The sequence below is a fragment of the Streptomyces sp. NPDC040545 genome, assembly GCF_055595065.1.
In genome coordinates this window covers 486,932-511,548 of the sequence record NZ_JBVIWA010000003.1, presented here as the reverse complement: position 1 = coordinate 511,548, position 24,617 = coordinate 486,932, and the positions used below count along the sequence as shown (strand labels likewise).

The 24,617-nt window shown below is 71.8% G+C and carries 19 protein-coding genes and 1 pseudogene; 4 read left to right on the top strand and 16 right to left on the bottom strand.

Features of this window, described 5'->3' with window-relative positions; all coding sequences use genetic code 11:
- Window positions 1–6: 6 nt before the first annotated feature.
- Together ACZ573_RS10355 and ACZ573_RS10350 are read right to left on the bottom strand one after the other, a co-directional pair.
- A complete protein-coding gene (locus ACZ573_RS10355; RefSeq protein WP_471301708.1) occupies window positions 7–1,185 on the bottom strand; it encodes a GDSL-type esterase/lipase family protein in 1,179 nt (392 codons plus the stop codon).
- Window positions 1,186–1,257: 72 nt separating this feature from the next.
- Window positions 1,258–1,827: a TetR/AcrR family transcriptional regulator gene (locus tag ACZ573_RS10350; protein WP_471301810.1), complete on the bottom strand. Its 570-nt coding sequence runs from the start codon at window positions 1,825–1,827 to the stop codon at window positions 1,258–1,260.
- A 635-nt stretch (window positions 1,828–2,462) separates the two neighbouring features.
- Between ACZ573_RS10350 and ACZ573_RS10345 the strand changes: the two genes are divergently transcribed.
- Entirely contained in the window at window positions 2,463–2,636 is a 174-nt protein-coding gene (locus ACZ573_RS10345) for a hypothetical protein (protein WP_471301706.1), read from the top strand.
- Window positions 2,637–2,825: 189 nt separating this feature from the next.
- Window positions 2,826–4,670, top strand: a complete 1,845-nt coding sequence (locus tag ACZ573_RS10340) for a glycoside hydrolase family 15 protein (RefSeq protein ID WP_471301704.1) — start codon at window positions 2,826–2,828, stop codon at window positions 4,668–4,670.
- A gap of 23 nt (window positions 4,671–4,693) precedes the next feature.
- On the opposite strand, the pseudogene ACZ573_RS10335 reads toward ACZ573_RS10340, so the two are convergent.
- From ACZ573_RS10335 to ACZ573_RS10305, 7 genes and pseudogenes are all read right to left on the bottom strand, one after another.
- A pseudogene (locus tag ACZ573_RS10335) lies at window positions 4,694–4,801 on the bottom strand (antibiotic acetyltransferase); the annotation flags it as partial.
- A 52-nt stretch (window positions 4,802–4,853) separates the two neighbouring features.
- Window positions 4,854–5,903: a cytochrome d ubiquinol oxidase subunit II gene (locus tag ACZ573_RS10330; RefSeq protein ID WP_471301702.1), complete on the bottom strand. Its 1,050-nt coding sequence runs from the start codon at window positions 5,901–5,903 to the stop codon at window positions 4,854–4,856.
- Window positions 5,900–7,390, bottom strand: coding sequence for a cytochrome ubiquinol oxidase subunit I (locus ACZ573_RS10325; RefSeq protein ID WP_471301699.1), 1,491 nt, complete (start codon window positions 7,388–7,390; stop codon window positions 5,900–5,902). Before ACZ573_RS10325 ends, ACZ573_RS10330 begins: the two co-directional genes overlap by 4 nt.
- A gap of 32 nt (window positions 7,391–7,422) precedes the next feature.
- Window positions 7,423–8,217 (bottom strand): SDR family oxidoreductase, encoded by a 795-nt coding sequence (locus ACZ573_RS10320; protein WP_189745448.1) that lies wholly within the window; start codon window positions 8,215–8,217, stop codon window positions 7,423–7,425.
- Window positions 8,218–8,471: 254 nt separating this feature from the next.
- Window positions 8,472–10,052, bottom strand: coding sequence for a GMC oxidoreductase (locus ACZ573_RS10315; protein ID WP_471301696.1), 1,581 nt, complete (start codon window positions 10,050–10,052; stop codon window positions 8,472–8,474).
- Between the two features lie 133 nt (window positions 10,053–10,185).
- Window positions 10,186–11,100, bottom strand: coding sequence for a cyclase family protein (locus tag ACZ573_RS10310; RefSeq protein WP_471301807.1), 915 nt, complete (start codon window positions 11,098–11,100; stop codon window positions 10,186–10,188).
- Window positions 11,101–11,252: 152 nt separating this feature from the next.
- Window positions 11,253–12,062 (bottom strand): M15 family metallopeptidase, encoded by an 810-nt coding sequence (locus tag ACZ573_RS10305; RefSeq protein ID WP_471301805.1) that lies wholly within the window; start codon window positions 12,060–12,062, stop codon window positions 11,253–11,255.
- Between the two features lie 231 nt (window positions 12,063–12,293).
- On the opposite strand from ACZ573_RS10305, the gene ACZ573_RS10300 reads away from it, so the two are divergent.
- Window positions 12,294–13,034, top strand: coding sequence for a hypothetical protein (locus ACZ573_RS10300; protein ID WP_471301693.1), 741 nt, complete (start codon window positions 12,294–12,296; stop codon window positions 13,032–13,034).
- Between the two features lie 7 nt (window positions 13,035–13,041).
- On the opposite strand, the gene ACZ573_RS10295 is transcribed toward ACZ573_RS10300, so the two are convergent.
- The 5 genes from ACZ573_RS10295 to recQ form a co-directional block, all read right to left on the bottom strand.
- Window positions 13,042–15,852 carry an NHLP bacteriocin export ABC transporter permease/ATPase subunit gene (locus tag ACZ573_RS10295; RefSeq protein ID WP_471301802.1) on the bottom strand — a complete coding sequence of 937 codons (2,811 nt, stop codon included), beginning with the start codon at window positions 15,850–15,852 and terminating at the stop codon, window positions 13,042–13,044.
- 91 nt (window positions 15,853–15,943) lie between these two features.
- Window positions 15,944–18,208, bottom strand: coding sequence for an NHLP family bacteriocin export ABC transporter peptidase/permease/ATPase subunit (locus ACZ573_RS10290; protein WP_471301690.1), 2,265 nt, complete (start codon window positions 18,206–18,208; stop codon window positions 15,944–15,946).
- Complete coding sequence (locus ACZ573_RS10285) at window positions 18,205–19,011, bottom strand: hypothetical protein (protein WP_471301687.1); 807 nt, start codon at window positions 19,009–19,011, stop codon at window positions 18,205–18,207. The genes ACZ573_RS10290 and ACZ573_RS10285 overlap by 4 nt, the downstream gene beginning before the upstream one ends.
- A 114-nt stretch (window positions 19,012–19,125) precedes the next feature.
- Window positions 19,126–19,365 (bottom strand): hypothetical protein, encoded by a 240-nt coding sequence (locus tag ACZ573_RS10280; protein ID WP_351154853.1) that lies wholly within the window; start codon window positions 19,363–19,365, stop codon window positions 19,126–19,128.
- 488 nt (window positions 19,366–19,853) lie between these two features.
- Window positions 19,854–21,899 carry a DNA helicase RecQ gene (gene recQ / locus ACZ573_RS10275; protein ID WP_471301683.1) on the bottom strand — a complete coding sequence of 682 codons (2,046 nt, stop codon included), beginning with the start codon at window positions 21,897–21,899 and terminating at the stop codon, window positions 19,854–19,856.
- 97 nt (window positions 21,900–21,996) lie between these two features.
- Between recQ and ACZ573_RS10270 the strand changes: the two genes are divergently transcribed.
- On the top strand, window positions 21,997–23,211 hold the full coding sequence (locus tag ACZ573_RS10270) for a hypothetical protein (protein ID WP_471301680.1): 1,215 nt from the start codon (window positions 21,997–21,999) through the stop codon (window positions 23,209–23,211).
- 41 nt (window positions 23,212–23,252) lie between these two features.
- Here ACZ573_RS10270 and ACZ573_RS10265 read toward each other — a convergent pair whose 3' ends face one another.
- Both ACZ573_RS10265 and ACZ573_RS10260 read right to left on the bottom strand, forming a co-directional pair.
- Entirely contained in the window at window positions 23,253–23,738 is a 486-nt protein-coding gene (locus ACZ573_RS10265) for a hypothetical protein (RefSeq protein WP_471301678.1), read from the bottom strand.
- A gap of 278 nt (window positions 23,739–24,016) precedes the next feature.
- Window positions 24,017–24,244: a hypothetical protein gene (locus ACZ573_RS10260; RefSeq protein WP_471301675.1), complete on the bottom strand. Its 228-nt coding sequence runs from the start codon at window positions 24,242–24,244 to the stop codon at window positions 24,017–24,019.
- Window positions 24,245–24,617 lie beyond the last annotated feature (373 nt).

Sequence of the window (24,617 nt, the reverse complement as noted above, 5' to 3'; positions counted from 1 at the left end):
TGGGGCTCAGCCGGTCCTGGTGGCGAAGGGGCCGTCGCCCGCGAACGCCAGCCGCGCGAAGTTCTCGGCGATGCGGCGGTGTCCTTCGGGGCCGGGGTGGACCGCGTCCGGCAGCGGGAATTCGGCGTGGTCGCTCTCGCCGTACAGGTCGCGCCCGTCGAGGTGGTGGAGGTTCGGGTCGTCGGCCGCCCGCTGTTGCACGATCGCGGCGAGTGCGTCGCGGATGACGGTGAGGGTGAGTCGCCCGGCAGCGCGTTCGGCCGGATCGCCCGTGGCCTTGAACCGCAGGGTCCCGCCCTCGAAGTCCGGCGCGAGAGGGCCGGGGGTGTCCTCCTGGACCGGGCACAGGATGGGGGAGACCACCAACAGAGGGGTCGTCGGACGGCCCTCGCGGATGGTGTCGAGGAAGCCGTGGACGGCGGGGGTGAAGGCACGCAGGCGCATCGTGTCGCCGTTGACGACATTGATGCCGATCTTGAGGCTGATCAGGTCCGCGGGGGTGTCCCGCATCGCGCGCGCGGTGAACGGGTCCAGCAGCGCACTGCCCCCGAACCCCAGGTTGACCAGGTCCACTCCGCCCCGCGCGGCGGCCAGGGCGGGCCAGATGGCGCTCGGGTGGACGGCGTTCGAGCCGTGGCTGATGGAACTGCCGTGGTGCAGCCACACCCTGCGCCCGCTGCTGCGTGCCGGTTCCACCGGGGCTTCGGTGCGCAGGGCGATCAGCTCGGTGATCTCCGTGTGCGGAAGCCAGATCTCGATGTCCTTGTCACCGGCCGGAAGTCCGGTGAACCGGGCGGTGCCCGCAGGCCCTTCGGTCAGCTCCGAGGTCTGGCCGACCAGGTCGGTGACCGTACGGACGTTGCCGCCGGCCACCGTGGCCTGGGCGGCGAGACGGCCGTCGACGAACAGGTCGTAGACGCCGTCCGCCGGGGGCGGGAAACCCTGGTAGACCCGCTTGGTGGGCAGCGTGTCGAGTTCGACGACCGTGGCCCGGGTGCGGAAGACCAGCCGTACGCCCGAGGGCTGCGCCTCGGCCACGGCCAGTCGGTCGTCGGGGATCTGCAGCCGCGCCCGGGCCGGCAGCCGGTGCGGCAGCAGACCGTGCGCGGTCCTCTCCACGTCGAGGTGCCCGCGCAGCATGTCCGCGGTGACGGGAGTGGTGATCCAGCCCTGTTCGGTGCTCATTGCCTTTGCCTCAGCCTGCTGTTCGGGGTGTTCGGGGTGCGGGCCGGGTCGGTGCGCGCGGCGCGCCGCGCGTCAGGGGGTGTTCCGGCGCCGCAGCATGGCGTCGAGGGATTCCAGGGTCCAGGCCCAGGAGTCCTGCGCGTCGACGGCCGTGTGGCTGAAGCCTCCGGCCGCCTCCAGGCTGACGTAGCCGTGGAAGACGCTGCCCAGCATGCGGACCGCGTGCGTCTGGTCCGGCTCCGCCAGGTCGTAGCCGCGCAGGATCGCCCGCGTCATCTGCGCGTGCCGCACCCCTGCGCTCGCCGCGGCCGTCTGCGGGTCGAGCCTGAACCGCGCGGCGTCGTAGCGGCCGGGATGCGCCCGGGCGTAGTCGCGGTAGGCGTTCGCGAAGGCGATCAGGGCGTCCTTGCCCGCACGCCCGGCCACGGCGGCGGCGACCAGGTCGGCGAGTTCCTCCAGCGCGAGCAGGGCGATCCTGGTCCTGAGCTCGTGGGAGTTCTTCACGTGCGAGTACAGACTCGCGACCTTGACGTCGAAGCGCCGGGCGAGCGCCGAGAGGGTCACCTGCTCGAATCCGGCCTCGTCGGCCAGTTCCGCCCCCGCCAGGGTCAGCCGCTCCGGCGTCAGCCCCACCCGCACCATCACCTTCACCTTCCTTCGATATGGCTACAGCCATTAGGTATTTACCTAAAGATAATAGGTAAACGTGGCGCCGAGCGAATCCGATGCCCGCGCGGCGATGAGTCCGCGGGCGCCGGCCGGTCTATCTCTTGACGGAGACGACGGAGACAACCGATTCATCGGGAGTGAGCCATGGGCCTCATCCACATCGAGCTGTTCGCGACCCTCGACCTCGTCGGGCAGGCGCCCGGCGGCCCCGACGAGGACCCGGTGGGGTTCCCGTTCGGCGGCTGGCAGGCGCCCCTGCTGGACGAGGTCGCCGGGGCGCAGGTCGGTGCCGCGTACGAGGGCACGGACGCCCTCCTGCTCGGCCGGCGGACGTACGACATCTTCGCCGCCTACTGGCCCCACCAGGAGGGTGGTGAGGACAACGAGATCGCCACGCTCTTCAACCGCATCCCGAAGTACGTGGCCTCCCGCGGCAGGCCCGACCTCTCGTGGGCCGGGTCCACACGGCTCGGCCCGGACCTGGCCGGCGCGGTCCGCGAGATCCGCTGCCGCCACGAGCACGTGAAGGTCGTCGGAGCCTCAACCTCGTACAGACCCTCCTGCGCGAAAAGCTCTTCGACCGCCTCGACCTCTGGCTCCACCCGATCGTGCTCGGCGTCGGGAAGAAGGTGTTCGACAGCGGCGCGGTGCCCGCCAACCTCACGCTCCTCGCGCCCCCGGCAGCCGGCCCGAAGGGCACCGTCTACCTGCGCTACGGGCTCGCCGACGGCATTCCCGCGACGGGGGACATGAGCGCACCCGACCGTGGTGCCGGAAGCTAGTGCTGTGGGGCGTCGTCCCCCGTAGCCGCCCCGCCGCCCCGTCGGGCTGCTCGGAGAAGCTCCTTCGGCGTTCGACGTATGCCGTGCGCCGTAGGAACCCGGCTCGGCGGGACGGTGCCGCAGGCCCGGCATACGCTGGTTCGGGGGGCCGAGATCCGGGCGGCGACGCATGCCGGAAGGGACGCCCTGATGGACGAGTACCCGCTGATCGAGAACCACGGCCTGATAGGCGATCTGCAGACCGCGGCGCTGGTGACCTCCGACGGAGTGGTCGACTGGTTCTGCTGCCCGCGTTTCGACTCGCCCAGCGTGTTCGGAGCCCTGCTGGACAAGGGCAAGGGCGGCCACTGCACGGTCCGCCCGGCCCACACGACGTACGCGACCAAGCAGTTGTACCTGCCCGACACCGCGGTCCTGGTGACCCGCTTCATGACCGAGGCCGGCGCCGGCGAGGTGGTCGACTTCATGCCCCTGACCGGCACCACGGTCACGGCCCGGCACCGGCTGATCCGCATGGTCCGCTGCGTGCGCGGCAGCATGACCTTCGACATCGACATCGCTCCCCGGTTCGACTACGGGCGCAAGTCGCACGATCTGCACCTCACGGAGAACGGGGCGGTCTTCACCGCCGACGGCACCACCCTGACCGTGCACACCATCCGGGAACCGGACGACGAGCGACTGGGCCACCTCCTCACCGGCGGCGAGCGCGACGTGCGCCTCACCCTGAACCTGGAAGCGGGCCAACAGCGCGGGCTGCTCCTGGAGTCCGCCGCCGACGGGCCGCCCCGGCGGATCCCCCTCGCCGAGTACGAGGAACTCTTCCAGGCCACCATCGGCTACTGGCGGAAGTGGCTGAGCACCTCCACCTACACCGGCCGCTGGCGCGAGCCGGTGGAACGCTCCGCCGTGACCCTCAAGCTGATGACATACGCCCCCACCGGCGCCGTGATCGCCGCGCCCACCACCGGGCTGCCCGAGCAGCTCGGCGGCGAGCGCAACTGGGACTACCGCTACACATGGATCCGGGACGCCTCGTTCTCCGTGTACGCCCTGCTCGGCATGGGGTTCACGGAGGAGGCGAAGGCGTTCATCGGATGGCTCGGCGACCGGATCGCGGAACGCGCGGGCGGCGAGGGGGACACCGGGCCGCTGAACATCATGTACGCGGTCGACGGCTCCTCCGACCTGAAGGAGGAGACCCTGGACCACTGGGAGGGCTACGAACGCTCGTCGCCCGTCCGCATCGGCAACGGAGCGGCCACCCAGCTCCAGATGGACATCTACGGCGAGGCGATGGACAGCATCTCGTTCGCGCAGAGGCACGGCATCCACCTCGGGTACCGGGGATGGACCGGCCTGATCCGCATGCTGGAGTGGCTGGCGGAGCACTGGGACTCGGCCGACGAAGGGCTGTGGGAGACCCGTGGCGGGGCCCAGGACTTCACCTACGGCCGCGTGATGTCCTGGGTGGCGTTCGACCGTGCCCTGCGGCACGCCGTGTTCAGCGGCCGCCCCGCACCGGTACCGCACTGGAGCGCCACCCGGGACCGGATCTTCGAACAGGTCATGGACCGCGGGTGGAACGAGGAGCGCGGCGCGTTCGTCCAGCACTACGGCAGCCAGGTCCTGGACTCCTCGCTCCTGCGCATGCCCACCGTCGGCTTCCTCATCCCCCAGGACCCGATGTGGGTCTCCACCCTCGACGCGATGGAGCAGGAGCTGGTCAGCGACAGCCTGGTGTACCGCTACAACCCCGAGGCGTCACCGGACGGCCTGCGCGGCTCCGAGGGCACTTTCTCCCTGTGCACCTTCATGTACGTCGACGCACTCGGCCGGGCCGGACGGATCGACCAGGCCCGGCTCGTCCTGGAGAAGATGCTGGGCTACGCCAACCACCTGGGCCTGTACTCCGAGGAGATCGACCTGACCGGACGCCAACTGGGAAACTTCCCGCAGGCCTTCACCCACCTCGCCCTCATCGACGCGGCGATCACCCTGGACGCCGCCCTGAACCGGGGCTCCGCGGCCTAGGGTGCGGCCCGTTCGAGGGCGTCGACGGTGCCGTGCCCGATGCGCACCCCGGGCATGACCGTCGTGCCGTAGCCGAACCAGACGTCGTTGCCGACGAGCGTGTCCCCCCCCCGGGTGGGCAGGCCGGCGAGCAGGTGGAGCACGGTCGGGTCCGCGGGAAGACGGTTCACGGCAGTCGTTCCGTCAGGCCTCGGATTCCGGGCCGGCGCCGCCCCGCCGCAGGTCCGCGTCGCTGAGCGGTTCCAGCGCGCCGCGGGTGTCGAGCCGGTACAGGAAGGCCACGGCGGGGAAGACCAGGATCGTGGCCACGACGGTCACGATGATCAGCCAGTGCAGGGTGCTGGGCGCCCCCGCGGCTTCGGCCACCGTCAGCCGGCCAGGGATGAGGTACGGGCGCTGCGCCACGCCCCACGCGAGCACGGCCGAGGCCATGAGGACGACGGCCGCCGGCCGGGACCACGCCCCGGACGTGCGCAGCAGCAGCCATGCCGTGACGAGGGTGGCCAGTACGGCCACGATGACGAGGACGAGCCCGGCGCCGTGGGAGAGGCCGTGCCACAGGTGGGGGGCGTCCGCGTGGGCGACGACCAGCGTGACCGCCCCCAGCACGGCGAAGGCGGCGAGGGCGGCCAGCGCCCGCCGCCGGAAGTAGGCGTGCAGGTCGGGGGCTTCGTAGCGGACGGCGTCCGCGGCCAGGAACACCGCACCGAGCAGCGCCGTGCCGACGACGGCCAGCAGGCCGAAGAAGACGGAGGTCGGGTTGAACCAGGCGTGCGCCGTCGGTTCGGTGCCCGGTCCCACGCGCCCCGAGGCGATCCCGCCCGCGGCGGCACCGAGGAAGAACGGGGCGAGGAGCGAGGAGACCGCGAACACGGCGCCGTAGACGCGCCGTCCCGCGATCCTGCGGGTCGGCTTGCGCAGCGCGAAGCCGGCGCCGCGCAGCACGATGCCGATGACGGCGAGGGCCAGGGGCAGCCACATCGAGGAGAACACGGTCTGGAAGAACACCGGGAACCCGGTCCACATGATGACCAGGACGAAGATGAGCCAGACGTTGTTGACCTCCCACACGGGGGCCATGGCGTGGTCGATGAGCCACCGGGGGCGCTCGCCGCGTTCCGCGCCGCCCGCCGTCAGGTCCCAGAAGCCCGCCCCGTAGTCGGTGCCGCCGGCGCAGGTGTAGGCGGCCACCGTGAGGAGCAGGACGGCGGCGACCACACCGGCGGCGGTCACGGCGTGCCGTCCTCGGTCGGTGCCGCGCCGGTGCCGCCGCCCGGAGCGGGGGCGTCGCCGGCCGGGACGGCGGAGCGGGGGCCGTAGGGGGTGTCGGTCTCCGGTGTCGCCATCGTGCCCGCCTCAAGGCTTCGTTCGTCGTCCTGGCGCCATCGGGTGCGCATCTTCAGGAGCACGGCCAGGAAGGACCCGAAGATGAGGACGTACACGACGACGACCACGGCGAACATGGTCCACAAGGACCCGGAGCGGGCCCCGGTCACCGCTTCGGCGACCCGCATGTTCTCGTAGACGATCCACGGCTGGCGGCCCACCTCGGTGGTGATCCAGCCGCACTCGACGGCGATGACGCTCGCCACGCCGGCGCAGGCGGCGCTGCGGTAGAACCACGGCGACGCGGGCAGCCGGCGGCGCCGCCACCAGACGAACGCGTACCAGACGACCAGCAGCAGGAGCACCGATCCGATGCCCACCATGATGTCGAAGGTCCAGTGGATGAGGGTGGCCTGGGTGACGGTGGGCCGGTCCGCCGCCGGTACGGTCGCCAGCCCGTGCACCTCGGTGTCGGGGCTGAAACCGGCCAGGATGGAGTCGAGCTGGGGGATCTTGATGCCGCCGGTGACGGTCCCGTCGGGGTGGAGGCGGCCGAAGAGGTACTCCGGGACGTGCGTGTCGGTGTTCCAGACGATCTCCATCGCCGCGAACTTCACCGGCTGCTTCTGGAACACCGCCCGGGCGATGGCGTCGCCCAGCACGAACTGGACGGGGGTGAACACGGCCGCGACCGTGAACGGAACGGTGAAGCCGAGGCGGTGGTAGCGGTCGCGGCGCCCGCGCAGCCAGCCGGTGGCGTACACCCCGGCCACCACGAACCCGGCGGTGACCAGCATCGCCACGACGAAGTGCCAGTACTGCGGCCCGAACATCGGCGTGAAGATCGCCTTGCGGACGTCCACGTCGACGGGGTTGCCCTCGGAGTCGAGGGAGAAGCCCTGCGGGGTGTTCATCCAGGAGTTGGCCGCCAGGATGCCGAAGGCGCCCAGCAGGGCCGTCGCCGGCAGGGGCAGTCCGAGCAGGAAGTGCGTACGGGCGGGCAGCCGGCGCCACCCGTAGAGGTAGATCGCGATGAGGACGGCCTCCAGGAAGAAGGCCCATGCCTCGACGCCGAAGCCGATCCCGAACACATCGCCCCACCGGCCCATCAGCCCCGGCCACAGCAGGCCGAACTCGAAGGACAGGACGGTGCCCGTGACGACGCCGATGGCGAACTGCACCGCCATGACCGCCGACCAGCGGCGCGCCAGCAGCAGGGCGGTCGCGTCGCCGCGCCGCAGCCCGTAGCCGTGCATGATCAGGGTGATCAGCGGCAGCGCCACGCCCATCGGCACCAGGATGATGTGCGAGGCCAGGGTGAAGGCCATGAGCGAGCGGGCCGGCAGCATCTGCGGTGGCGGTGCCTGCGCCAGCAGGTGGAGCGTGGTGTGCATGCGTCCCTCCCCGGGGCCGAAGCGGAAGGAGGTCAGCCGCCGGTGGCGAAGCCCGGGAAGAGGGTCATTCCGCCGTCCACGTAGAGCGTGGCGCCCACGACGTAGTCCATGAGATCGGAAGCCAGGCCCACGGCCGCGTGGGCGATGTCCTCCGGATCGCCCACCCGGCCGTACGGGATCAGCTTGAGCAGGTCCTGCTCGGCCTGCTCGGTGTCCCAGGCACTGCGGTTGATGGGCGTCCGGATCGCGCCGGGGGCGATCGCGTTGACGCGGATCTTCTGCGGGGCGAGTTCCTGGGCCAGGGTCTCCATCATCATCTGCACACCGCCCTTGGAGGAGGCGTAGTTCACGTGCCCGGCCCAGGGGATGATCTGGTGCACCGAGCTCATACAGATGATCTTGCCGGCGGAGCTGGAGACCTCCGGTACGACCCCGCGCCGCAGGAACTCCTTCGTCGCCTCGCGGGCGCACAGGAACTGTCCCGTCAGGTTGACGTCGATGACCTTCTGCCACTGGGCGAGCGTCATCTCGGTGAAGGCGGAGTCCCGCTGGAGGCCGGCGTTGGCGACGAGGATGTCGATGGTCCCGAACTCCTCGACCATGCGCTCCGTCATGGCCACGACCTGGCCCTCGTCGGACACGTCCGCCTCGTACGCCGCCGCGCGCACGCCGAAGGAGGCGATCTCCGCGACGACCTTCTCGGCCTCCTCCCGTCCGGCGACGTAGTTCACGACCACGTCCGCCCCGGCCCGGCCCATGCCGATCGCCGTGGCCTTGCCGATTCCGGAGTTCGCACCCGTCACCAGTGCCTTCTGGCCCCGGAGCAGGTGCGCGGGGATCACGCCCCGGGGTACGCCCTCGGTCGAACTCACGGCGGACTGCCTCCTTCGCACCGCCGCCCCGTGCCGTCGGGGTGACGGCACCCCGGCGGGTCCGGCGTCACCCAATCACCGCATCCGGCGCGCGGCGGCCCGCCGCGATCCGTGTTGCGCCACCCGGTGCAGGATCTTCGCCCGGTCGGCGGTGTCCCCGCCGGGGTGTTCCGGCCGGGGTGTCCCGGCCGCGGTGCCTTTGGCTCGGGTCAGCCCATCCGTTCCAGGAGGTGGTCGCCGACCCGCAGGGCGTTCGCGATGGCCGTCAGCGACGGGTTCACCGCGCCGATGCTCGGGAAGAAGCTCGTGTCGACCACGTACAGGTTGTCCAGTTCGTGCGCCTTGCAGTTGAGGTCCAGGGCCGACGACGCCGGGTCGGTGCCGAACCGTACGGTGCCGGCCTGGTGCGCGGTCGCACCGATCGGCATGCCCTTGTGCAGGTAGATGCTGTGGTCCAGCAGGTGGTGCTCGTGCATGCCCAGGCGCCCCAGCATGCTCTGGAGCTTGTGCCGCAGCCGCCCCAGCCCGGCCGTGTTGTGGGACTCGTCGAGCGCGAGGTGGATGCGGCCGTCGCCGTCCAGGGTGACGCGGTTGTCGGGCAGCGGCAGGTCCTCCCCGCACAGCCAGAAGTCCACCGCGTGGTGGGCCATGACCTCGAACGGCATGTCCGGCGTCACCGCGCCGGCCCAGCGCGGGGCCTCGCCATGGATCTGCTCGGCGTCCGACTTGCCGAGCATCTGGATACCGCCGAGGGGGTAGTCCCAGTCGTCCGCGCCCAGGTACCAGTCGTGCAGGGCGAGGGTCTTCTGGAACTGTGTGTCGTTCGGCTCCCGGGAGACGGCCATCAGGGCCAGGTTGTTGTGGCGCATGTAGAACCGCCCGACCACGTCCGAACCGTTCGCCAGCCCCCGCGGATGCCGGTCGTTCGCCGAAGCGAGCAGCAGCGCCGCCGAGTTGACCGCGCCGCAGGCCACGACCACCAGGTCGGCGGAGAACCGAGCCTCCTCGCCCCCGTCGAGGCGGGCGACGACCGAGCTGACCGTACGTCCCGTCGGATCGGTCTCCAGCCGCAGCACGTGCGCGTGGGTGACCAGCTCGACGCCCGGGTGCTGCAGCGCCGGCTCCACGCAGATCACCTGGGCGTCGGACTTGCCGCGCACCAGGCACGGGAAGCCGTCGACCCGGTTGCAGCGGATGCAGACGCTGGACGGGGTCGCCCGGCCGGTCGCGTCCTGGTCCAGGTCGACCCCGATGGGCAGGTGGAAGGGGTGCAGGCCCTGCTTCTCCAGGTCATCGCTCAACTGCTGGATCCGCGGCTCGTGTTCCACCGGAGGGTGGGCGTACTGGGCACTCGCCGGACCCTCCGTGGGGTCCTCGCCGTGCCGGCCGTGCACCCGGTAGAGGTGCTCCGCCTGGGTGTAGTACGGCTCCAGGACCTCGTAACGGACCGGCCAGGCGGGCGAGATCCCGTCGTGGTGGCGCAGCTCCCCGAAGTCCTCCGGGCGCAGCCGGAACAGCGCCGCGCCGTAGAACTTGGTGTTGCCGCCCACGTAGTAGTTGACCTCGGGAGGGAACTCGCGGCCGTGCCGGTCGAACCAGAACTCGGGCGCGCGGTACTTCCCCTTGACGAACACCGCCGTCGAATCCCAGTTGTCGCGTTCGCGGGGGAGGAAGCCACCGCGTTCGAGGATCAGCACCCGCTTCCCGGACGGGGCGAGCCGGTGGGCGAGCGTGCCGCCGCCCGCGCCCGTTCCGATGACGATGACGTCGTAGTGGGGAGCGTCGTTCAACCGGATCACCGTCCTCGGCTTGCGGTGCCGCCGACCCGGCGGGCCTGTCGCGGCAGGGTCCCCCTTCGAACGTATACGCCCCCCGCCGGTGCGGCACCCGGGGATGGGGGGAGCCGGTCTCGGGCGGTACGGGTCACAGGACGGCGATCGGGTTCACCGGGGAGCCGGTGGCCCCCGGCAGCCGCAGCGGTGCCACCGTGCACAGGAACCGCCAGCGCCCGAGCCCCGCGCACGCGTCGGCCAGTTCGTCCAGGTCCAGGTAATCCATCAGGTGCATGCCCAGGGCGTGCAGTGCCAGGACGTGCACGGGGAAGGAGACGCCGGGCACGGGGCTCGGGGCCGTGTCGTTGTTGCCGTCCGAGCCGAGGACGGCGACCTGCCGCTCGGCCAGCAGCCCCATGCACGCCGGATGCAGGCCCGCCCGGGCGTGCGCCGCGTCCCAGGCGCCGGTCTCCCGGCGCCGGCGGCGGTGGCCGACCCGTACGAGGAGCAGGTCGCCCGGCCCGATCCGGACGCCCTGGGCCTCCTCGGCCGCCGTGAGGTCGTCGGCGGTCACGAAGTCCCCGGGCTCCAGCCAGGAGACCCCGCGCAGCCGCGGGACGTCCAGCAGGACCCCGGGGCCGACGATCCCGTCGCGCACCAGGTCGAGGGTGATCCCGCGCGCGCCGCCCGCCGTCAGGCGGCTCTCCGGGAGGCCGCCGTGGAGCTCGCCGTCGAACACGACGTGGCACAGGGCGTCGAGATGGCTGTGGGCGTCCCCGTGCACGTTCATGGCGAACCGGTCCAGGGCGAAATGCACCCCCGGGGTTCCGGTCTCCGGCGCGGTCGGCGCCGTCAGGCGGTAGACGGCGGGCTGCGGATCGTCCGGCCCCGGCTGTGTCTCGATGGGGGCGGCCAGCGACACGGTGCGCCCGAGGCGCACCTCTGCCGCGGCCGCGGCCACGCGCTGCGGGGTCAGGTGGGCGAGGGTGCCGCGCCGGTGCTCAGGGCCGGCGGGTGCACGCCGGCACAGCTCGGCGTGGAGGGAGCGGAAGGCCGCCTCCGACATGAAAGGCGGAACCGCCCGGTCGGGTGTCGGGTCGTCGTCCGTCACGCGGGTCCTCCCGGTCTGCCGAAGGCCCCGCCTCCACTGTCCGCCGCCGCGGCGCCCCGTGCATCCCGGCGGCCGCGGCGCCCGCCCGTCCGCGGAGCCAGGGAACCTCAGGAGCGGTGTCCGGCGACCGACCGGTGCCCGACGGGGAAGTCGAAGTACGTGTCGGGGAACAGCTCCGGCTTGTGCGTGAAGTGCCACCACTCCTCGGGCAGGTTGACGAATCCCTGTGCCGTCAGCGCCGACCTCAGCAGATCCCGGTTGGCGCGCTGGGCCCCCTGGACGCGCGGGTCGTCGGTGTGCGACAGCGTGTCGAAGCAGTCGAAACCCGTGCCCATGTCCACGGAGTTGTCCGGATACCGCTCCGCCCGGGGCGCGTAGCAGGGCACCGACTCCTGCCCCGGCCGCGGCCGGGGGGCCGGCAGCGCCGGCAGCCGCACCAGCGTCACGTCCATGGTGCTGCCGCGGCTGTGCCCCGACTTCTTCGCGATGTAGCCGTCCTCGAACAGCCGGGACTTGTCGACGCGCGGATAGAACTCCGCCTTCCGCCGCTCGTCGCCGAGGTCCTCGGCCCACCGTACGAAGTGGTCGACGGCCCGCTGCGGCCGGTAGCAGTCGTACACCTTGAGCGAGTAGCCCTGGCGCAGCAGGTTCACCTGGGCCCGGTGCAGGGCCTCGGCGGCCGGGCGGGTCAGGATGCAGACGGGCTGCCGGTAGCCGTCGACCGGCTCGCCGACGAAGTTGTGCGCACGCACGTACCGCATGTCCTGCAGGATCGTCGGGTCGACCGAGCTCAGTGCCACGAACGCGCGCGGAGCCTTCGCCTCGGGCGGCGGTGCGCTCGCCCCGGCGGTGGCGGCCCCGGCCATCGTGAGAGCGGCGGCCGCGGCCGTCACGGTCACGGCGAGGCGTGCCCTCATCGGCGCCCATAACGTGGAAATGGTCATCCAACCCTCCGGCGGCGGTGCTGCGGGGACGTGATCGGGCACCATGCTGCCCGACGCCGGGGCCCGTCCCGTCCGGATCCGGCCGCACCCACCCGAACTGCGTCCACCGCGAGGCGGACCTACGCTGATCAGGTGACCGGTTGCGCCGCAGGAGCGGTGATGCCTGCCGCCGTACCGGATGCCGCCCGAGGAAGGTGATGCCCGATGTCCGCACCCAGGGCAGTCGCGTTCCGCTGCGCGACCGCCGGAGCCGCCTGCCTGCTGGTCCTCGCGGGCGGGGGCACGGCCGTCGCCGATGACAACGGCGTCGCCGACGAGAGCGCCCAGGCCATCGCACAGGCCTCGCGCGAGGCCATGTCCGAGGTCACCTCCATGCACATGGTGGGCAAGGTGACCGACACCGCGGGCACCACCACGCTCGACCTGCGGTTCGACGGGCAGGGCGACTGCGTCGGCACCGTCATACCCCCCGGCAACGCCGGCAAGGCCGACATCGTCAAACGCGGCGACGACGTCTGGATGAAACTCGACGACGCCCTGCTCAGAGCCCAGGTGCCGGGTCCCGCGGCCGACGACGCGATCGCCCTCATCAACGGCCGCTACCTGCACGGCACCACGGACAGCGCCATGCTGAGCGATTTCGCCCAGGTCTGCGATCTGGACTTCTTCAAGAAGGAGTTCTCCTCGAAGCCGCCGAGCGAACAGCTGGTCAAGGGCGCCCGGACTACGGTCGACGGCCAGCCCGCCATCACGGTCACCAGCAGGCGCGACGGCCGGACGGGCACGTACCAGGTCTCCACCGAGGACGAGCCGTACCTCCTGCAGGTGCGGGGCACCGATGAGTCCGGCCGGCGCGTGGACGCTTCCTTCTCCGACTTCGACAAGCCCGTCACACCCCGGCCCCCGGCACCGGCCGACTCGGTCGACCTGTCCGAGCTCCAGTAGCGGTGGGTCAGCGCAGTTGCCGGCGGACCAGGCCGTGGAAGATGCCGGCCGTGTCGGCGAGCAGTTCTGCGGGCGGGCCCTGCTGGACGATCCGGCCGTCCGCCATGACGATCACGCGGTCGGCGTCCATGACCGTGGAGAGCCGGTGGGCGATCACGAGGCGGGTGGCCCGCAGGGCGCGGGTGGATTCGGTCACCACACGCTGGGCCTCGTTGTCCAGCGCGCTGGTGGCCTCGTCGAGGAACAGGACGCGCGGCTTGCGGATGAGGGCCTGAGCGATCATCAGCCGCTGGCGCTGACCGCCCGAGACGGTCCCGCCGCCGTCGGACAGGATGGTGTGCATGCCCATCGGCATGGCCTCGATGTCCGCCGCCAGGCCCGCCATCGCGGCGGCCTCCCACGCCTCCTCCGGCGAGAACGTCCCGGTGCCGCGGATGCAGTCGAGGATCGAGCCGGTGAGGGGCTGGGCGTGCTGCAGCACGACACCGCACTGGCGGCGTACGGCCGCCCGGTCCAGCGCCGCCAGGTCCTGACCGTCGTAGAGCACGCTGCCCGAGACGGGCCTGTCGAAACCGATGAGCAGCCGCAGCAGGGTCGACTTGCCGCAGCCACTGGCCCCGACGACCGCGACGAACTCGCCCGGTCCGATCCGGAGGCTGACGTCGTCGAGGACGAGCGGGCCGTCGTCGGTGTAGCGGTAGGACAGGTTCTTGGCTTCGACGGCACCGGTCAGCTCTCCCGGGCGGGTACTGGAGCGGTCCACCTCGGGGGTCTCCCGCAGGAGCGGCCTGATCTGCTCGAACATCGGCAGGACCGCGGCGGCCGAGACGAGCGCCCCGGTCACCTGCGTGACCGACGACAGCAGCATCGTCAGCGCGGTGCTGAAGGTGAGGAACTCACTGGCGGACATGGCGCCGCGGGCCGGCCCGGCCAGCAGCACGAACATCACCAGCGTGCACAGCGGCAGGTATACGGCGCCGAGGACCGTGCTCACGTTCTGGATCCGGCCGATGCGCTGCTGCAGGTCGCGGGTACGGGCGAACTCCCGTGCCCAGGCCGCGTACGCGAAGCTCTCGGCGGCGGCGACGCGGAGCTTGGGCAAGCCCCGCAGGGTCTGGAAGGCCTGGTTGCCCAGCCGGTGGCCGAGCGTGTTCAGCCGGCGCTCGTACCGCAGCTGCCACAGCCCCAGGCCCAGGAAGACCACCGCGATGACGGCCAGCATGCCGAGCGCGGTCATCGCCAGGGGCACGCTGTGGACGAGCAGCAGTACGAAGCTCACCACGCCGACCGCGCCCGCCTGTACGCAGACCGGGCCGATGCCGGACAGCACGCGGCGCATCGCGCTGATGCCCATCGCCGCGCCGGCCAGCTCGCCCGTGGAGCGGCCCGCGAAGAACGTGGCCGGCAGCCGCAGCAGCCGGTCCCACACGGCCGGCTGCAAGGTGGCCTCGATACGGCCCTCCATGCGCAGGAGGGAGGTGTTCTGCAGCAGCATGAAGACGGCCGCGACCACGGCGGCCGCGACCAGCGCCAGCCCGGTCTGCACGATGAGCCCGGTCTCGCCCTGCGGGACGTACCGGCCGAGGACCTGGCCGGTGGCGACCGGTACCAGGGCCCCCAGCACCACCGCGACCAGCCCGCCCAGCATCAGGCTGCGCAGCTCGGGAAGGGTGCCGCGCACGCTGAAGCGGAGCAGCGCGGGCAGACCCACCCGCCCCTCGGGCAGGGGGCGGTACAGCATGACGGCGCGCGGTTCGAAGGCGGCCTGGTTGGCTCTGCTGACGCGCTCGCGCCTGCCGGTGGCGGGTTCGACCGCCTCGTAGCCACCGCGCCGCCACAGCAGGGCGACCGGCGTGCCGTCCTTCTCGCGCCGGCCCACCAACGGCCCGTAGTTCTCCCGCCACCAGCGTCCGCCGAGACCGACCACGCGGGTGCGGATCCGCGAGGCGAGCGCGATGCGTTCGACGGGATCCAGCTGCTCGGACATGGTGCCTGCCCCGCCCGGTGCGGACAGGGCGATGCCCGCCGCGCCGGCGACGACGCGGCACGCCGCGAAGGTCGCGTCGGCGTCCGCGCTCCGGTGGCGATCGCGGCGGCCGGCTCGGACGATGGACGCCAGCAGCGTCCGGTCCGCCTGGGTACGGGCGGCCCGGCCCGCCCGGATCCCGGCGGCCGTGCGGTCCTCGTGGGCGCGCTCCAGCTGTTCGATCCAGCCGTCCAAGGCGTACAGCAGCCGGTACTGCTGGTCGACCATGCCCTGCCACAGCGCCGCGTCGACGAGGAGGGTGCCGACCGGCTCCGTCTCGTACACGGCGCCGTACTGCACGCTGCCAGGGGCGATCGGCATCCACAGGATGTCGTCGTCGGCTCCGCCGCGCCCGGTGGCGGCGGCAGCGTCCAGCGGTGCCTCGCAGAGCACGCGCAGACCGCGGCCGATGCCGCGCGCGAACGCGTCCTCCAGCGGGCTCGGCCCTCCTGCGGCAGTTGCGCCGTAGGACCCCTCACCGGCGTACGCGGGATACTGCGGGTCCTGCGGGAACGGCGCGTACTCCGCGCGGTACAGCTCCCGCAGTGCGATACGGCGCAGCCGGCACCCGGGCAGGGGCCGGCCGACCAGGGTGTGGCCGGGGCCCTCGGCGGGCCCGAGCAACAGCGTGCCCGGCTCCAGCCGGCCCAGGAAGTGCCAGTGCCCGCCCTGCACGGCGTCCACCGCGAACAGGTCCAGCTCACCCGCGACGACCAGCCACAGGACGAGCGGACCTTCCAGGGACAGGCTGCGCAGGCCCGTGCAGTCCACCGGCGAGCCCAGCGCGCCCAGGGCCGCGACGACCGGATCCGGAGCTCCGGCCGGCGTACCGGCGGTGGCAGCGGCAGTGGCAGCCGCAGTGGCGCGGTCCGCGTACGTCACCTCAGTGCTCCCTGACCAGTGCGGCGTACGGGCCCCGCGCGCCGACCAGGTGTTCGTGGCGCCCGCGTTCCACCACCGTGCCCCGGTCGAGCACGACGATCTCGTCGCTGTCGCGCACCGTGCTCAGCCGGTGGGCGATGACCACACAGGCACAGCCACGGCGGCGCAGGTTGTCGATGATGGTCTGCTCGGTCACCGCGTCCAGGGCGCTGGTCACTTCGTCGAGCACCATGACGCTGGGGCGGCGCACCAGCGCCCGTGCGATCTCCAGACGCTGGCGCTGACCGCCCGAGAAGTTCCGGCCGTCCTGCTCGACGCGGCTGTGGATGCCACCGGGGCGGCGGGCCACCACGTCGTGCACGGCGGCGTCCTGGAGGGCGGCGACGACGGCCTCGTCCGTGAGGGAGGGGTCCCACAGCGTGACGTTGTCGCGGACGGTGCCTTCGAAGAGGAAGACGTCCTGGTCGACGAAGGACACGGAGGCGGCCAGCGCGCCGCGCGGGATGTCCTCCAGCCGCATCCCGTCGATGCGGATGGCCCCGGCCCAGGGGGCGTGGAGGCCGGAGACCAGCCGGGAGACCGTGGACTTGCCGCTGCCGGAGGCCCCGACGAGCGCGACCTGCTGCCCCGGTCCGACCGTCAGCGAGAAGTCCTTGAGCAGCGGGGCGTCCAGCGGGTTGTAGCCGAAGGTGATGCCGTCCAGCTCCACAAGGCCCTTGAGGCGCCGGGTGGAGGCCGCGGGCTCGCGCCGTGAGTAGACCCGGTCGACCGGAAAGTTCTCGACGTCGCCCAGGCGGGCGACGTCGGCCGCGAAGTCCTGGATCCGGCCGGCGACGCCGCCCAGCCGGGAGACCGGCGCGGTGAAGCTGGTCACCAGGGCCTGGAAGGCGACGAGCAGGCCCACGGTGAGGTGGCCCTCCACCGCCCGCAGGCCGCCGATCGTCAGGATCAGCGCACTGTTGAACGCCGCGAGCGTAGGCGCGACGATCGCCAGCCACGCGCCGGGCACGCCGAGCCGCTGCTGCACGTCGAGGGTCACGGCGTGCTGCCCGGCCCAGCGGCGGAAGAAGCCGTTCTCGCCGCCCGTCGCCTTCATCGTCTCGATGAGCTGCAGACCGCTGTACGCGGTGTTGGTCAGCCGGGCGCTCTCGGCGCGCAGCTTCCTGGTACCGGTGGCCCTCAGCCGCATCGCGATGCGCAGGGCGACCACGTTGAGCAGCGCCACGGCCACGCCGACGAGGGTGAGCTGCGGATCGTACCTCCACAGCAGCACCGCGTAGAGCACGACCACCACGGCGTCCACCCCCGCGGCGGACAGGTCCCGGGCGAGGGTCTCGGCGACCGCGTCGTTCGACTGCAGGCGCTGGACCAGATCGGCCGGGTTGCGCTGGGAGTAGAAGGTGACCGGAAGCCTGAGCAGGTGCCGGAAGAAACGGGCACTGCTCAGGGTCGAGGAGATGATGCGCCCGCGCAGCAGGTTGGCCTGCAGCAGCGCGGTGAGGGTCGCGGTGAGGACGAGGGCGACGGCCATCGAGGCGAACAGCACACCGAGCAGGGACGTCTGCTCGCCGATGAGGAACATGTCGATGTACGTACGGCTGAGGGCCGGCACCGCCGCGCCGACGGCGACCAGGAGGAGGCTGGCGACCACGGCGGCGGCCATGGTGCCCGAGGTGCCCCGCAGGCGGGCCGGCACGGCCCCCAGGACGCCCGGTCCGCGGCCGCCGCGGCGGAACCCGTCGCCCGGCTCGAAGGTGAGGACGACCCCGGTGAAGCTGGTGTCGAACTCGTCCATGGGGACGAACCGCCGGCCCTTGGCGGGGTCGTTGACGTACACGCCCGTGCGGCCCCGCCGCCGGGCCGTGCCCTCGTAGACGACGTAGTGGTTGAACTCCCAGAACAGGACGGCCGGGGCGCTCACTTCGGCGAGCGCGGCCAGGTCCATCTGCATGCCCTTTGCCGTCAGCCCGTACCCGCGGGCGGCCTTGAGGAGGCTGCTGGCACGGGAGCCGTCGCGGGAGACACCGCACGCGATGCGCAGTTCTTCGAGCGGGACGAAGCGGCCGTGGTGGCCGAGCACCATGGCCAGGGCGGCGGCGCCGCACTCCACCGCCTCCATCTGCAGCACGGTGGGGGTGCGTACGGGGCGGGGCGTCCTGCCCCTCGGTACGGGTGCGGGTGCGGGTGCGGGCCTGCGGCGGGAGCCGCCCCTCGGCTCGGGGCGGTGGCTCCGGCGCCCGGCGGGAGGCAGGTGCGGCGCCGTCACGGCAGCAGCCAGTCGACCGGGCGCTGCGCGGCGAGGTGGACGGCTCCGGTGACCGGCGTCCTCGAATCGACGGCGTACGGGGGCCCGTCCGCGGAGGACCACCGGTAGCCGGACGGGGTGGAGGAGGAGCGTTCGAGCCGTACGACCACGGCCACCGGGCTGCCGTGGCGGGAGAACTGTTCGGCGAGCGCGCTGTCGCCGAGGAAGCCGCCGATCTGCGCCCGCGTCTGGGGCGCGCGGCCGACCGCCGTGACGCGCCCGCGCAGCATGCCGAACCGCTGCTGCGGGACGGACTGGACGTTCAGGTCGACCGGGGCGCCCACGGTGATCGCCGCACCGCTGCCGCCCGGCACGTACAGCACGGCCACCAGCGGGTCCTGCGGATCCTTCGCACGTTCCACGGTGGCCACGTCCGCACCCGTGGCGACGACCGACCCCACCTTGGCCACCAGGGTCGTCAAGCGGCCGCCGGTCACCACGCGCACGGGCCGTTCCCCCTGCTCGGTACGGACGTTGAGCAGGGGCGCACCGGCCGCCAGCAGCTGGCCCTCCTCGGCGAGTACCCCGGTCACCTGTCCCGCGACCGGCGTCTGCAGCACGTAACTGCCCTCGGCCCGGGTGAGGATGCCCGGTGCGCTCAGCTTGGACGACACGGCGCCGGTGAAGGCCCAGTAGGCCGCGGCCGCCATGACGGCGACCGTGACGGTCAGGACCAGTCGCCCCTGCGGGCGGGCGAAGCGTACGGGCAGGTCCAATTCCTCGGGCGATTGCAGCTTGGAAAGAGCCTTTTGGCGAAACTGCACGAACTGTTCCTTCGGCTGCATTCGTATCGTGGAGCGGACATACGGGCGGACACACGGGCGGCCGTGAACCCCGGAGCCGTGGGGGATGATCCGGGGTTCACGGGTTATTTCCGATCAGAGACCGGCGCGGCCGGAGTTCACCGAAACACCGGTGATGCCCGTGACGAGACCGGGGACGTGGGACACGATGCCCGTCGCGGCCTGGACAGTGTGGAGGGAGCCCACGACGCCCACGACATTGCTGACATCGCTGGTCACGGCGCCGGCCAGGCCACCGGACACGCTGATGATGCCGCCGGACACGGCGTCCAGCTCGGTGTCGTCGATCTCGCGGGTCTCCAGGTCGTTACGCATGGCGCGCACCTTTCATTGGGGGGAGGAATTCATCGCCGCGCGGTCGGCGGAACGAAACTCGGCCGCCGTTCCTGACTGCTGCGATGCGCAAGATGAAAGCACGCGAACGCGCCGTCCACCCAATCCCGCTGACTTCCCGTCACGGGCGGACGGTCACCTCTGCCGACGGACGTGCAGCTTGATTCACCGAATGGTGGCGACTTCTTCACAGGATCGAGTAACAGATGGGGGAGGTGTGCTGCGGGCATGGAACCGAACGGGACGAATCGTCACTGAAAGGACGGTGCACATCGTGACAAATTGCCCGGCCGGAGAGGTCCGCTGTCGAGATCGCGGACGCCATGTGCAGGTTTCCTGCGGGTGCGGGGGGTGACGGGGCCCTCACACCCGGTCGCCGGCCGCCCATGGGCCGCCCGGCACATGGGCGCGGCACCCTGCGCCCATGGGTGCAGGGTGCCGCTGCCCGGCTTTCCGTGCGGCTGGTACGGCTACTGCCAGTCGTCCCAGGGCGGCGGAGCCATCTCGTCCAGGTCGAAGGGCGGCTCGTCGTCGTCCGGCGCCGCCGCCGCGGGCCGTCCCGCAGGTCGTGCCACCGGCGGTGCCTCCGAGAGAGCCGGGGCGGCGGAGCCGGCCGGCGGTGCGGACGCGGCGGCCGAGGCCGTGGCGCCGCACTCCGCCAGGGTGTCGAGGACGCCCTCGGCGTACTTGGCGAGCTTCGCCTCGCCGACGCCGCCGATGGTGCCCAGCTCCTCCGTCGTGGCGGGCAGCCGGGTCGCGATCTCCCGCAGCGTCGCGTCGTGGAAGACGACGTACGCCGGTACGCCCTGCTCCCGCGCCGTCTCGGCCCGCCAGGCGCGCAGGGCCAGGAAGACCGGCTCCGCCGCGGCCGGCAGGTCGACCGGCACCCGGGCACCCTTCCCCGAGCGCGAACCGGACTCCTTGCGGGCGGGTCCGGCGGGCGCCTTCTCCTTCCGCATCGGGACGCTGCGGCGTCCGCCCAGCACCTCGCCGCTGTCCTCCGTCAGCACCAGCGTCCCGTACTCGCCCTCCACCGCCAGCAGCCGCTGCGCCAGCAGCTGGCGTACGACCCCCCGCCACTCCGCGGTGCCCAGGTCCGCCCCGACGCCGAACACCGAGAGCGCGTCGTGGTCGAACTGGATGACCTTGGCCGTCTTCTTGCCCTGGAGGATGTCGATGATCTGGCCGGCGCCGAACTTCTGCCGCCGTTCGTTCGCGAGCCGCCACACGGTCGACAGCAGCTTCTGCGAGGCGACCGTCGCGTCCCAGGACTCGGCCGGCGTCAGACACGTGTCGCAGTTGCCGCACGGCGTGCCCGACTGGCCGAAGTACTCCAGCAGCCGCACCCGGCGGCAGTCGACCGTCTCGCACAGCGCCAGCATCGCGTCCAGGTGCATGCCCAGGGAGCGGCGGTGCGTCTCGTCGCCGTCGGAACCGTCGATGAGCTTGCGCTGCTGCACCACGTCCTGCAGGCCGTACGCCAGCCACGCCGTGGCCGGCTCGCCGTCCCGGCCCGCCCTGCCGGTCTCCTGGTAGTAGCCCTCGACCGACTTCGGGAGGTCGAGGTGCGCCACGAAGCGCACGTCGGGCTTGTCGATGCCCATGCCGAAGGCGATCGTGGCCACCACCACGACCCCGTCCTCCCGCAGGAACCGCGCCTGGTTCGCCGCGCGCGTCCGGGCGTCCATGCCGGCGTGGTACGCCACGGCGTCGATCCCCTGCTCCACCAGGAAGGCCGCGGTCTTCTCCACGGAGGCCCGCGAGAGGCAGTAGACGACTCCGGCGTCACCGGCGTGCTCGCCGCGGATCAGCTCCAGCACCTGCTTGAGCGGGTTGTCCTTCGGGGCGATCCGGTACTGGATGTTCGGCCGGTCGAAGCTGGCGACGAAGTGCCGGGCCTCCTCCAGACCGAGCCGCGCCACGATCTCGGCGTGGGTGGCCTCGGTGGCCGTCGCGGTCAGCGCGATCCGGGGCACCTTCGGCCAGCGCTCGTGCAGCATCGACAGCGCCAGGTAGTCGGGCCGGAAGTCGTGACCCCACTGGGCGACGCAGTGCGCCTCGTCGATCGCGAAGAGCGAGACCGTCCCCCGGTCGAGAAGCCGCTGGGTGCTCTCGGTGCGCAGCCGCTCGGGCGCCAGGTAGAGCAGGTCCAGCTCGCCGCCGAGGAACGCCTGCTCGACGGCCTGCCGCTCGTACGGGTCCTGCGTCGAGTTGAGGAATCCGGCCCGCACCCCGAGGGCGGTCAGCGCGTTCACCTGGTCCTGCATCAGCGCGATGAGCGGGGAGATGACGATGCCCGTGCCTTCTCTGACCAGCGCCGGGATCTGGTAGCAGAGCGACTTGCCACCGCCGGTCGGCATCAGCACGAGGGCGTCGCCGCCGCCGACGACCTGCTCGATGATCTCCTGCTGCTCACCGCGGAAGGAGCTGTAGCCGAACACGCGGTGCAGTACCTGCAGAGCGTCGGAGGTCTCCGAGGTCTCGGAGGTGTCGGGGGAAGCGTCGGGGAGTGCCATCCATGAAGCCTATCGACACCCACCGACACCGGATCCCGTCCGCCCGGACGCGGGAAAGGGGCGGGCCCCGCCCGGCGACGCCGAGTAACCTCCCGGGATGGCGAAGACGATCAAGATGCTGAGTCCGGAAGCCGGGCGGACCGACACCGCCGGCCTGCGCGCGTTCGACGCGGACGCCCTCGCGAGGTGCGCGGCCGACACGGCCCAGCCGTGGTGGCGCCGCCAGGCCTGCGCGGAGGCACTGGCGGGACGGGTGCCGGAGCGGCGCGTGCCCCAGTTGACCGCCCGCGTCCAGGACACCGGTGACGTGAGCCATGTGCGCATCGCGCTGCTGGACCTGCTCGCGGACCGCACCGAGCTGCTGCCCTGGCTGCGGCACGAGGACCGGCAGCAGGACGGCGCGTACGGCTTGGCCGAAGCGGTCCTGGGGGCCCGCGGCGCGCTCGGCGACCTCACGGCGGCGGGCGCCCTGGCGACGCTCGCCTTCAGCCCGTGGCGTCACCGGCGGGAGACCGGCGAGGCGGGGCTGGACGCACTGGCCGCACGGTACGGGTTCGAGGCGGTCCTGGCCGAACTCGACGGGGGCCGCCCCGAGGACCGCTCCACCGGCATCCGCCTGCGCCACCACGCAGGCGAGGACGTCACCGATGCGCTCGCCGACCCCGACCGGGCGGTCGCGTACCGCGCCCAGGGGTTCCTGACCGACCCCGAACGGCTGCGCGGCTACCTGGCCGGGGCACCGACCGAGGAGGCGAAGCTGTGGGCCGTCCACGCACTGCACCGGCTGACCGACGACGCCACCGAGACCCGCAGGCTGTACGAGGAGCTGGGGCGGCCCCGCGTCGAGGTGGCCGGCCTGGACGAGGAGCTGCGCGCGGCGATCGTCCACGAGTACGGGCAGTGGGCCGAGGAGCGCAGCGATCCGCGGTGGCGGATCGAGGCCGTGTGCGCGGAGCCGCCGCCGGCTCCCGACCCGGCCGAGCGGCTGCTGCGGGCCACGGTCGCCCTCACCGCCGCGGGCCTCGCACCGAAGCCCCCGGTCTCCTGCGGAGAGGACCACGGCACGGGGGACGGTACGTACGACGTGATCGGCTACGGCACGAACGACAGCACGGTGTTCATCAGCACGCTCGGCCGGTTCGCCACCGGTGACGACGACGATCCGGACGTGTGCCGAGCCCTCGAATCCGCCGGGTTCCGCTGGATCGACCGCGCCGCCGCCTCGACCGAGGTCACCGGCCTCTGCGTGTACCACTTCGGCAGCCGCGACCCGTTGACGGTCGGCACCCTGCTCTTCTACTGGCAGGACTAGGGGCCCGACAAAGCGTCGCGCACGGACGGGTGAACCCGCCGTCAGCTCTGGGGGCCCGCTGCTTCCAGCTTTTCGATGACGCGGACCGTGACCACCGCGAAGATGCCGTGCGGGACGATGTCCGAGACCCAGGCGGAGGCTGTCCAGGTCCGTGGATCCGAGATTCCCAAAAGAAAAAGCGGCAGATTTGTGACAGTCAGCGCAAAGAGGGACGCAGCGGCATAGCGGGAAGCCTTCGTCGGGAGCCGGCCGGCAGCCTGTGCCGATGACAGCGCCACCCCCATGCCCATCCCCACGCTGTAGCCGGTCAAGGGAGCGAGGCCCGCGATCCGGTTCTCCCGGATCTGGCCGTCCCCGGGAATTCGAATATGGAGCTTCTCGGCAAGGGTGCGGACTGTGATCTCAGGCGTATCACTGATGGGCCGGCCTCGAAGCACGATATCGGCGTAACCCGCCATGTTGAGTGCGGTCGTGCCGGCGAGTCCCGCAGCGGCGCCGTAAAGAATCGGCCGTACAACGCTGGTCATGGGCGGTCCTCTCGGTCCCCCTGCTGCTCGGTTCTGGCGGCCGTCATCGTCCAGGCAGTCGCTCCCGGACCTCCTGGAGCAGCCATCCATTTCCGTCCGGGTCATTCATATCCATGGCCGCGTTCGTTACGTCGTCCTGGTTCGCGGTGCCCATAACGACCTCCCCTGCGATGGGGTTCATGGCCTCTGAAAGCGTGCACCGTCGCCGAGGAAGAGTGCCCGGTGCGCAGGTGAAGCCGTGCGGCCGGACGTGCCGCACAGCTTCACACACTGATCAGTCAGCAGTCGTCGCCGTAGCCTCCGTAGCCTCCGCCCCAGTCGTCATCGTCGTCGTCGTACCAACCGTGGTCGTGGTCATGGTCCCAGCCACCACCAGTGACGTAGGTGACAGCGTGGGTGGGGGTTGCCGCGGAGGCGGTACCGGCGGCGCCGAGGGCAGCGCCACCTGCCATCAGAACGCCGATGGCAGACACCGCGAAGAGACGCTTGATTCTCAGTGCTTGCATGATTCAGCACCCTTCATTGTTGTGTGTTCTGTGCCGTCTCGGTCCTCGCCGGTCGAGCGCCCGCCGAATTCCAGCGCGCGCCGAATTCCCCTGAGCAACGTATGAGGAACGGCGGCCGGACCGGTACGGAACGGCCCGCAGAGCAGACCGACATGACCTGGCGTGCAGCGCACAGCCCACATGCCTCATGCACCAGATGTCATGAGATTTTGTCGGTCCATATGCGGAGGTGAGGCTAGCCACGGCCGCTGTCGCACTGTGTCGACCGGCCGCGGACTCGGACCAGCGCGTGGACATCTCGCCGTCGCGCCCTGGCGCGTAACCACGGGATTTGGGTGACTCCCGCAGTTGCGGCCCCCATCTCCTTCCGAGT

Excerpts from the sequence above, each read along its gene's own strand:
- ACZ573_RS10355 (WP_471301708.1), bottom strand. The coding sequence starts at position 1,185 with ATGAGCACCGAACAGGGCTGGATCACCACTCCCGTCACCGCGGACATG.
- ACZ573_RS10350 (WP_471301810.1), bottom strand. The coding sequence starts at position 1,827 with ATGGTGCGGGTGGGGCTGACGCCGGAGCGGCTGACCCTGGCGGGGGCG.
- ACZ573_RS10340 (WP_471301704.1), top strand. The coding sequence starts at position 2,826 with ATGGACGAGTACCCGCTGATCGAGAACCACGGCCTGATAGGCGATCTG.
- ACZ573_RS10325 (WP_471301699.1), bottom strand. The coding sequence starts at position 7,390 with ATGCACACCACGCTCCACCTGCTGGCGCAGGCACCGCCACCGCAGATG.
- ACZ573_RS10310 (WP_471301807.1), bottom strand. The coding sequence starts at position 11,100 with ATGTCGGAGGCGGCCTTCCGCTCCCTCCACGCCGAGCTGTGCCGGCGT.
- ACZ573_RS10305 (WP_471301805.1), bottom strand. The coding sequence starts at position 12,062 with ATGAGGGCACGCCTCGCCGTGACCGTGACGGCCGCGGCCGCCGCTCTC.
- ACZ573_RS10300 (WP_471301693.1), top strand. The coding sequence starts at position 12,294 with ATGTCCGCACCCAGGGCAGTCGCGTTCCGCTGCGCGACCGCCGGAGCC.
- ACZ573_RS10280 (WP_351154853.1), bottom strand. The coding sequence starts at position 19,365 with ATGCGTAACGACCTGGAGACCCGCGAGATCGACGACACCGAGCTGGAC.
- recQ (WP_471301683.1), bottom strand. The coding sequence starts at position 21,899 with ATGGCACTCCCCGACGCTTCCCCCGACACCTCCGAGACCTCGGAGACC.
- ACZ573_RS10270 (WP_471301680.1), top strand. The coding sequence starts at position 21,997 with ATGGCGAAGACGATCAAGATGCTGAGTCCGGAAGCCGGGCGGACCGAC.
- ACZ573_RS10265 (WP_471301678.1), bottom strand. The coding sequence starts at position 23,738 with ATGACCAGCGTTGTACGGCCGATTCTTTACGGCGCCGCTGCGGGACTC.
- ACZ573_RS10260 (WP_471301675.1), bottom strand. The coding sequence starts at position 24,244 with ATGCAAGCACTGAGAATCAAGCGTCTCTTCGCGGTGTCTGCCATCGGC.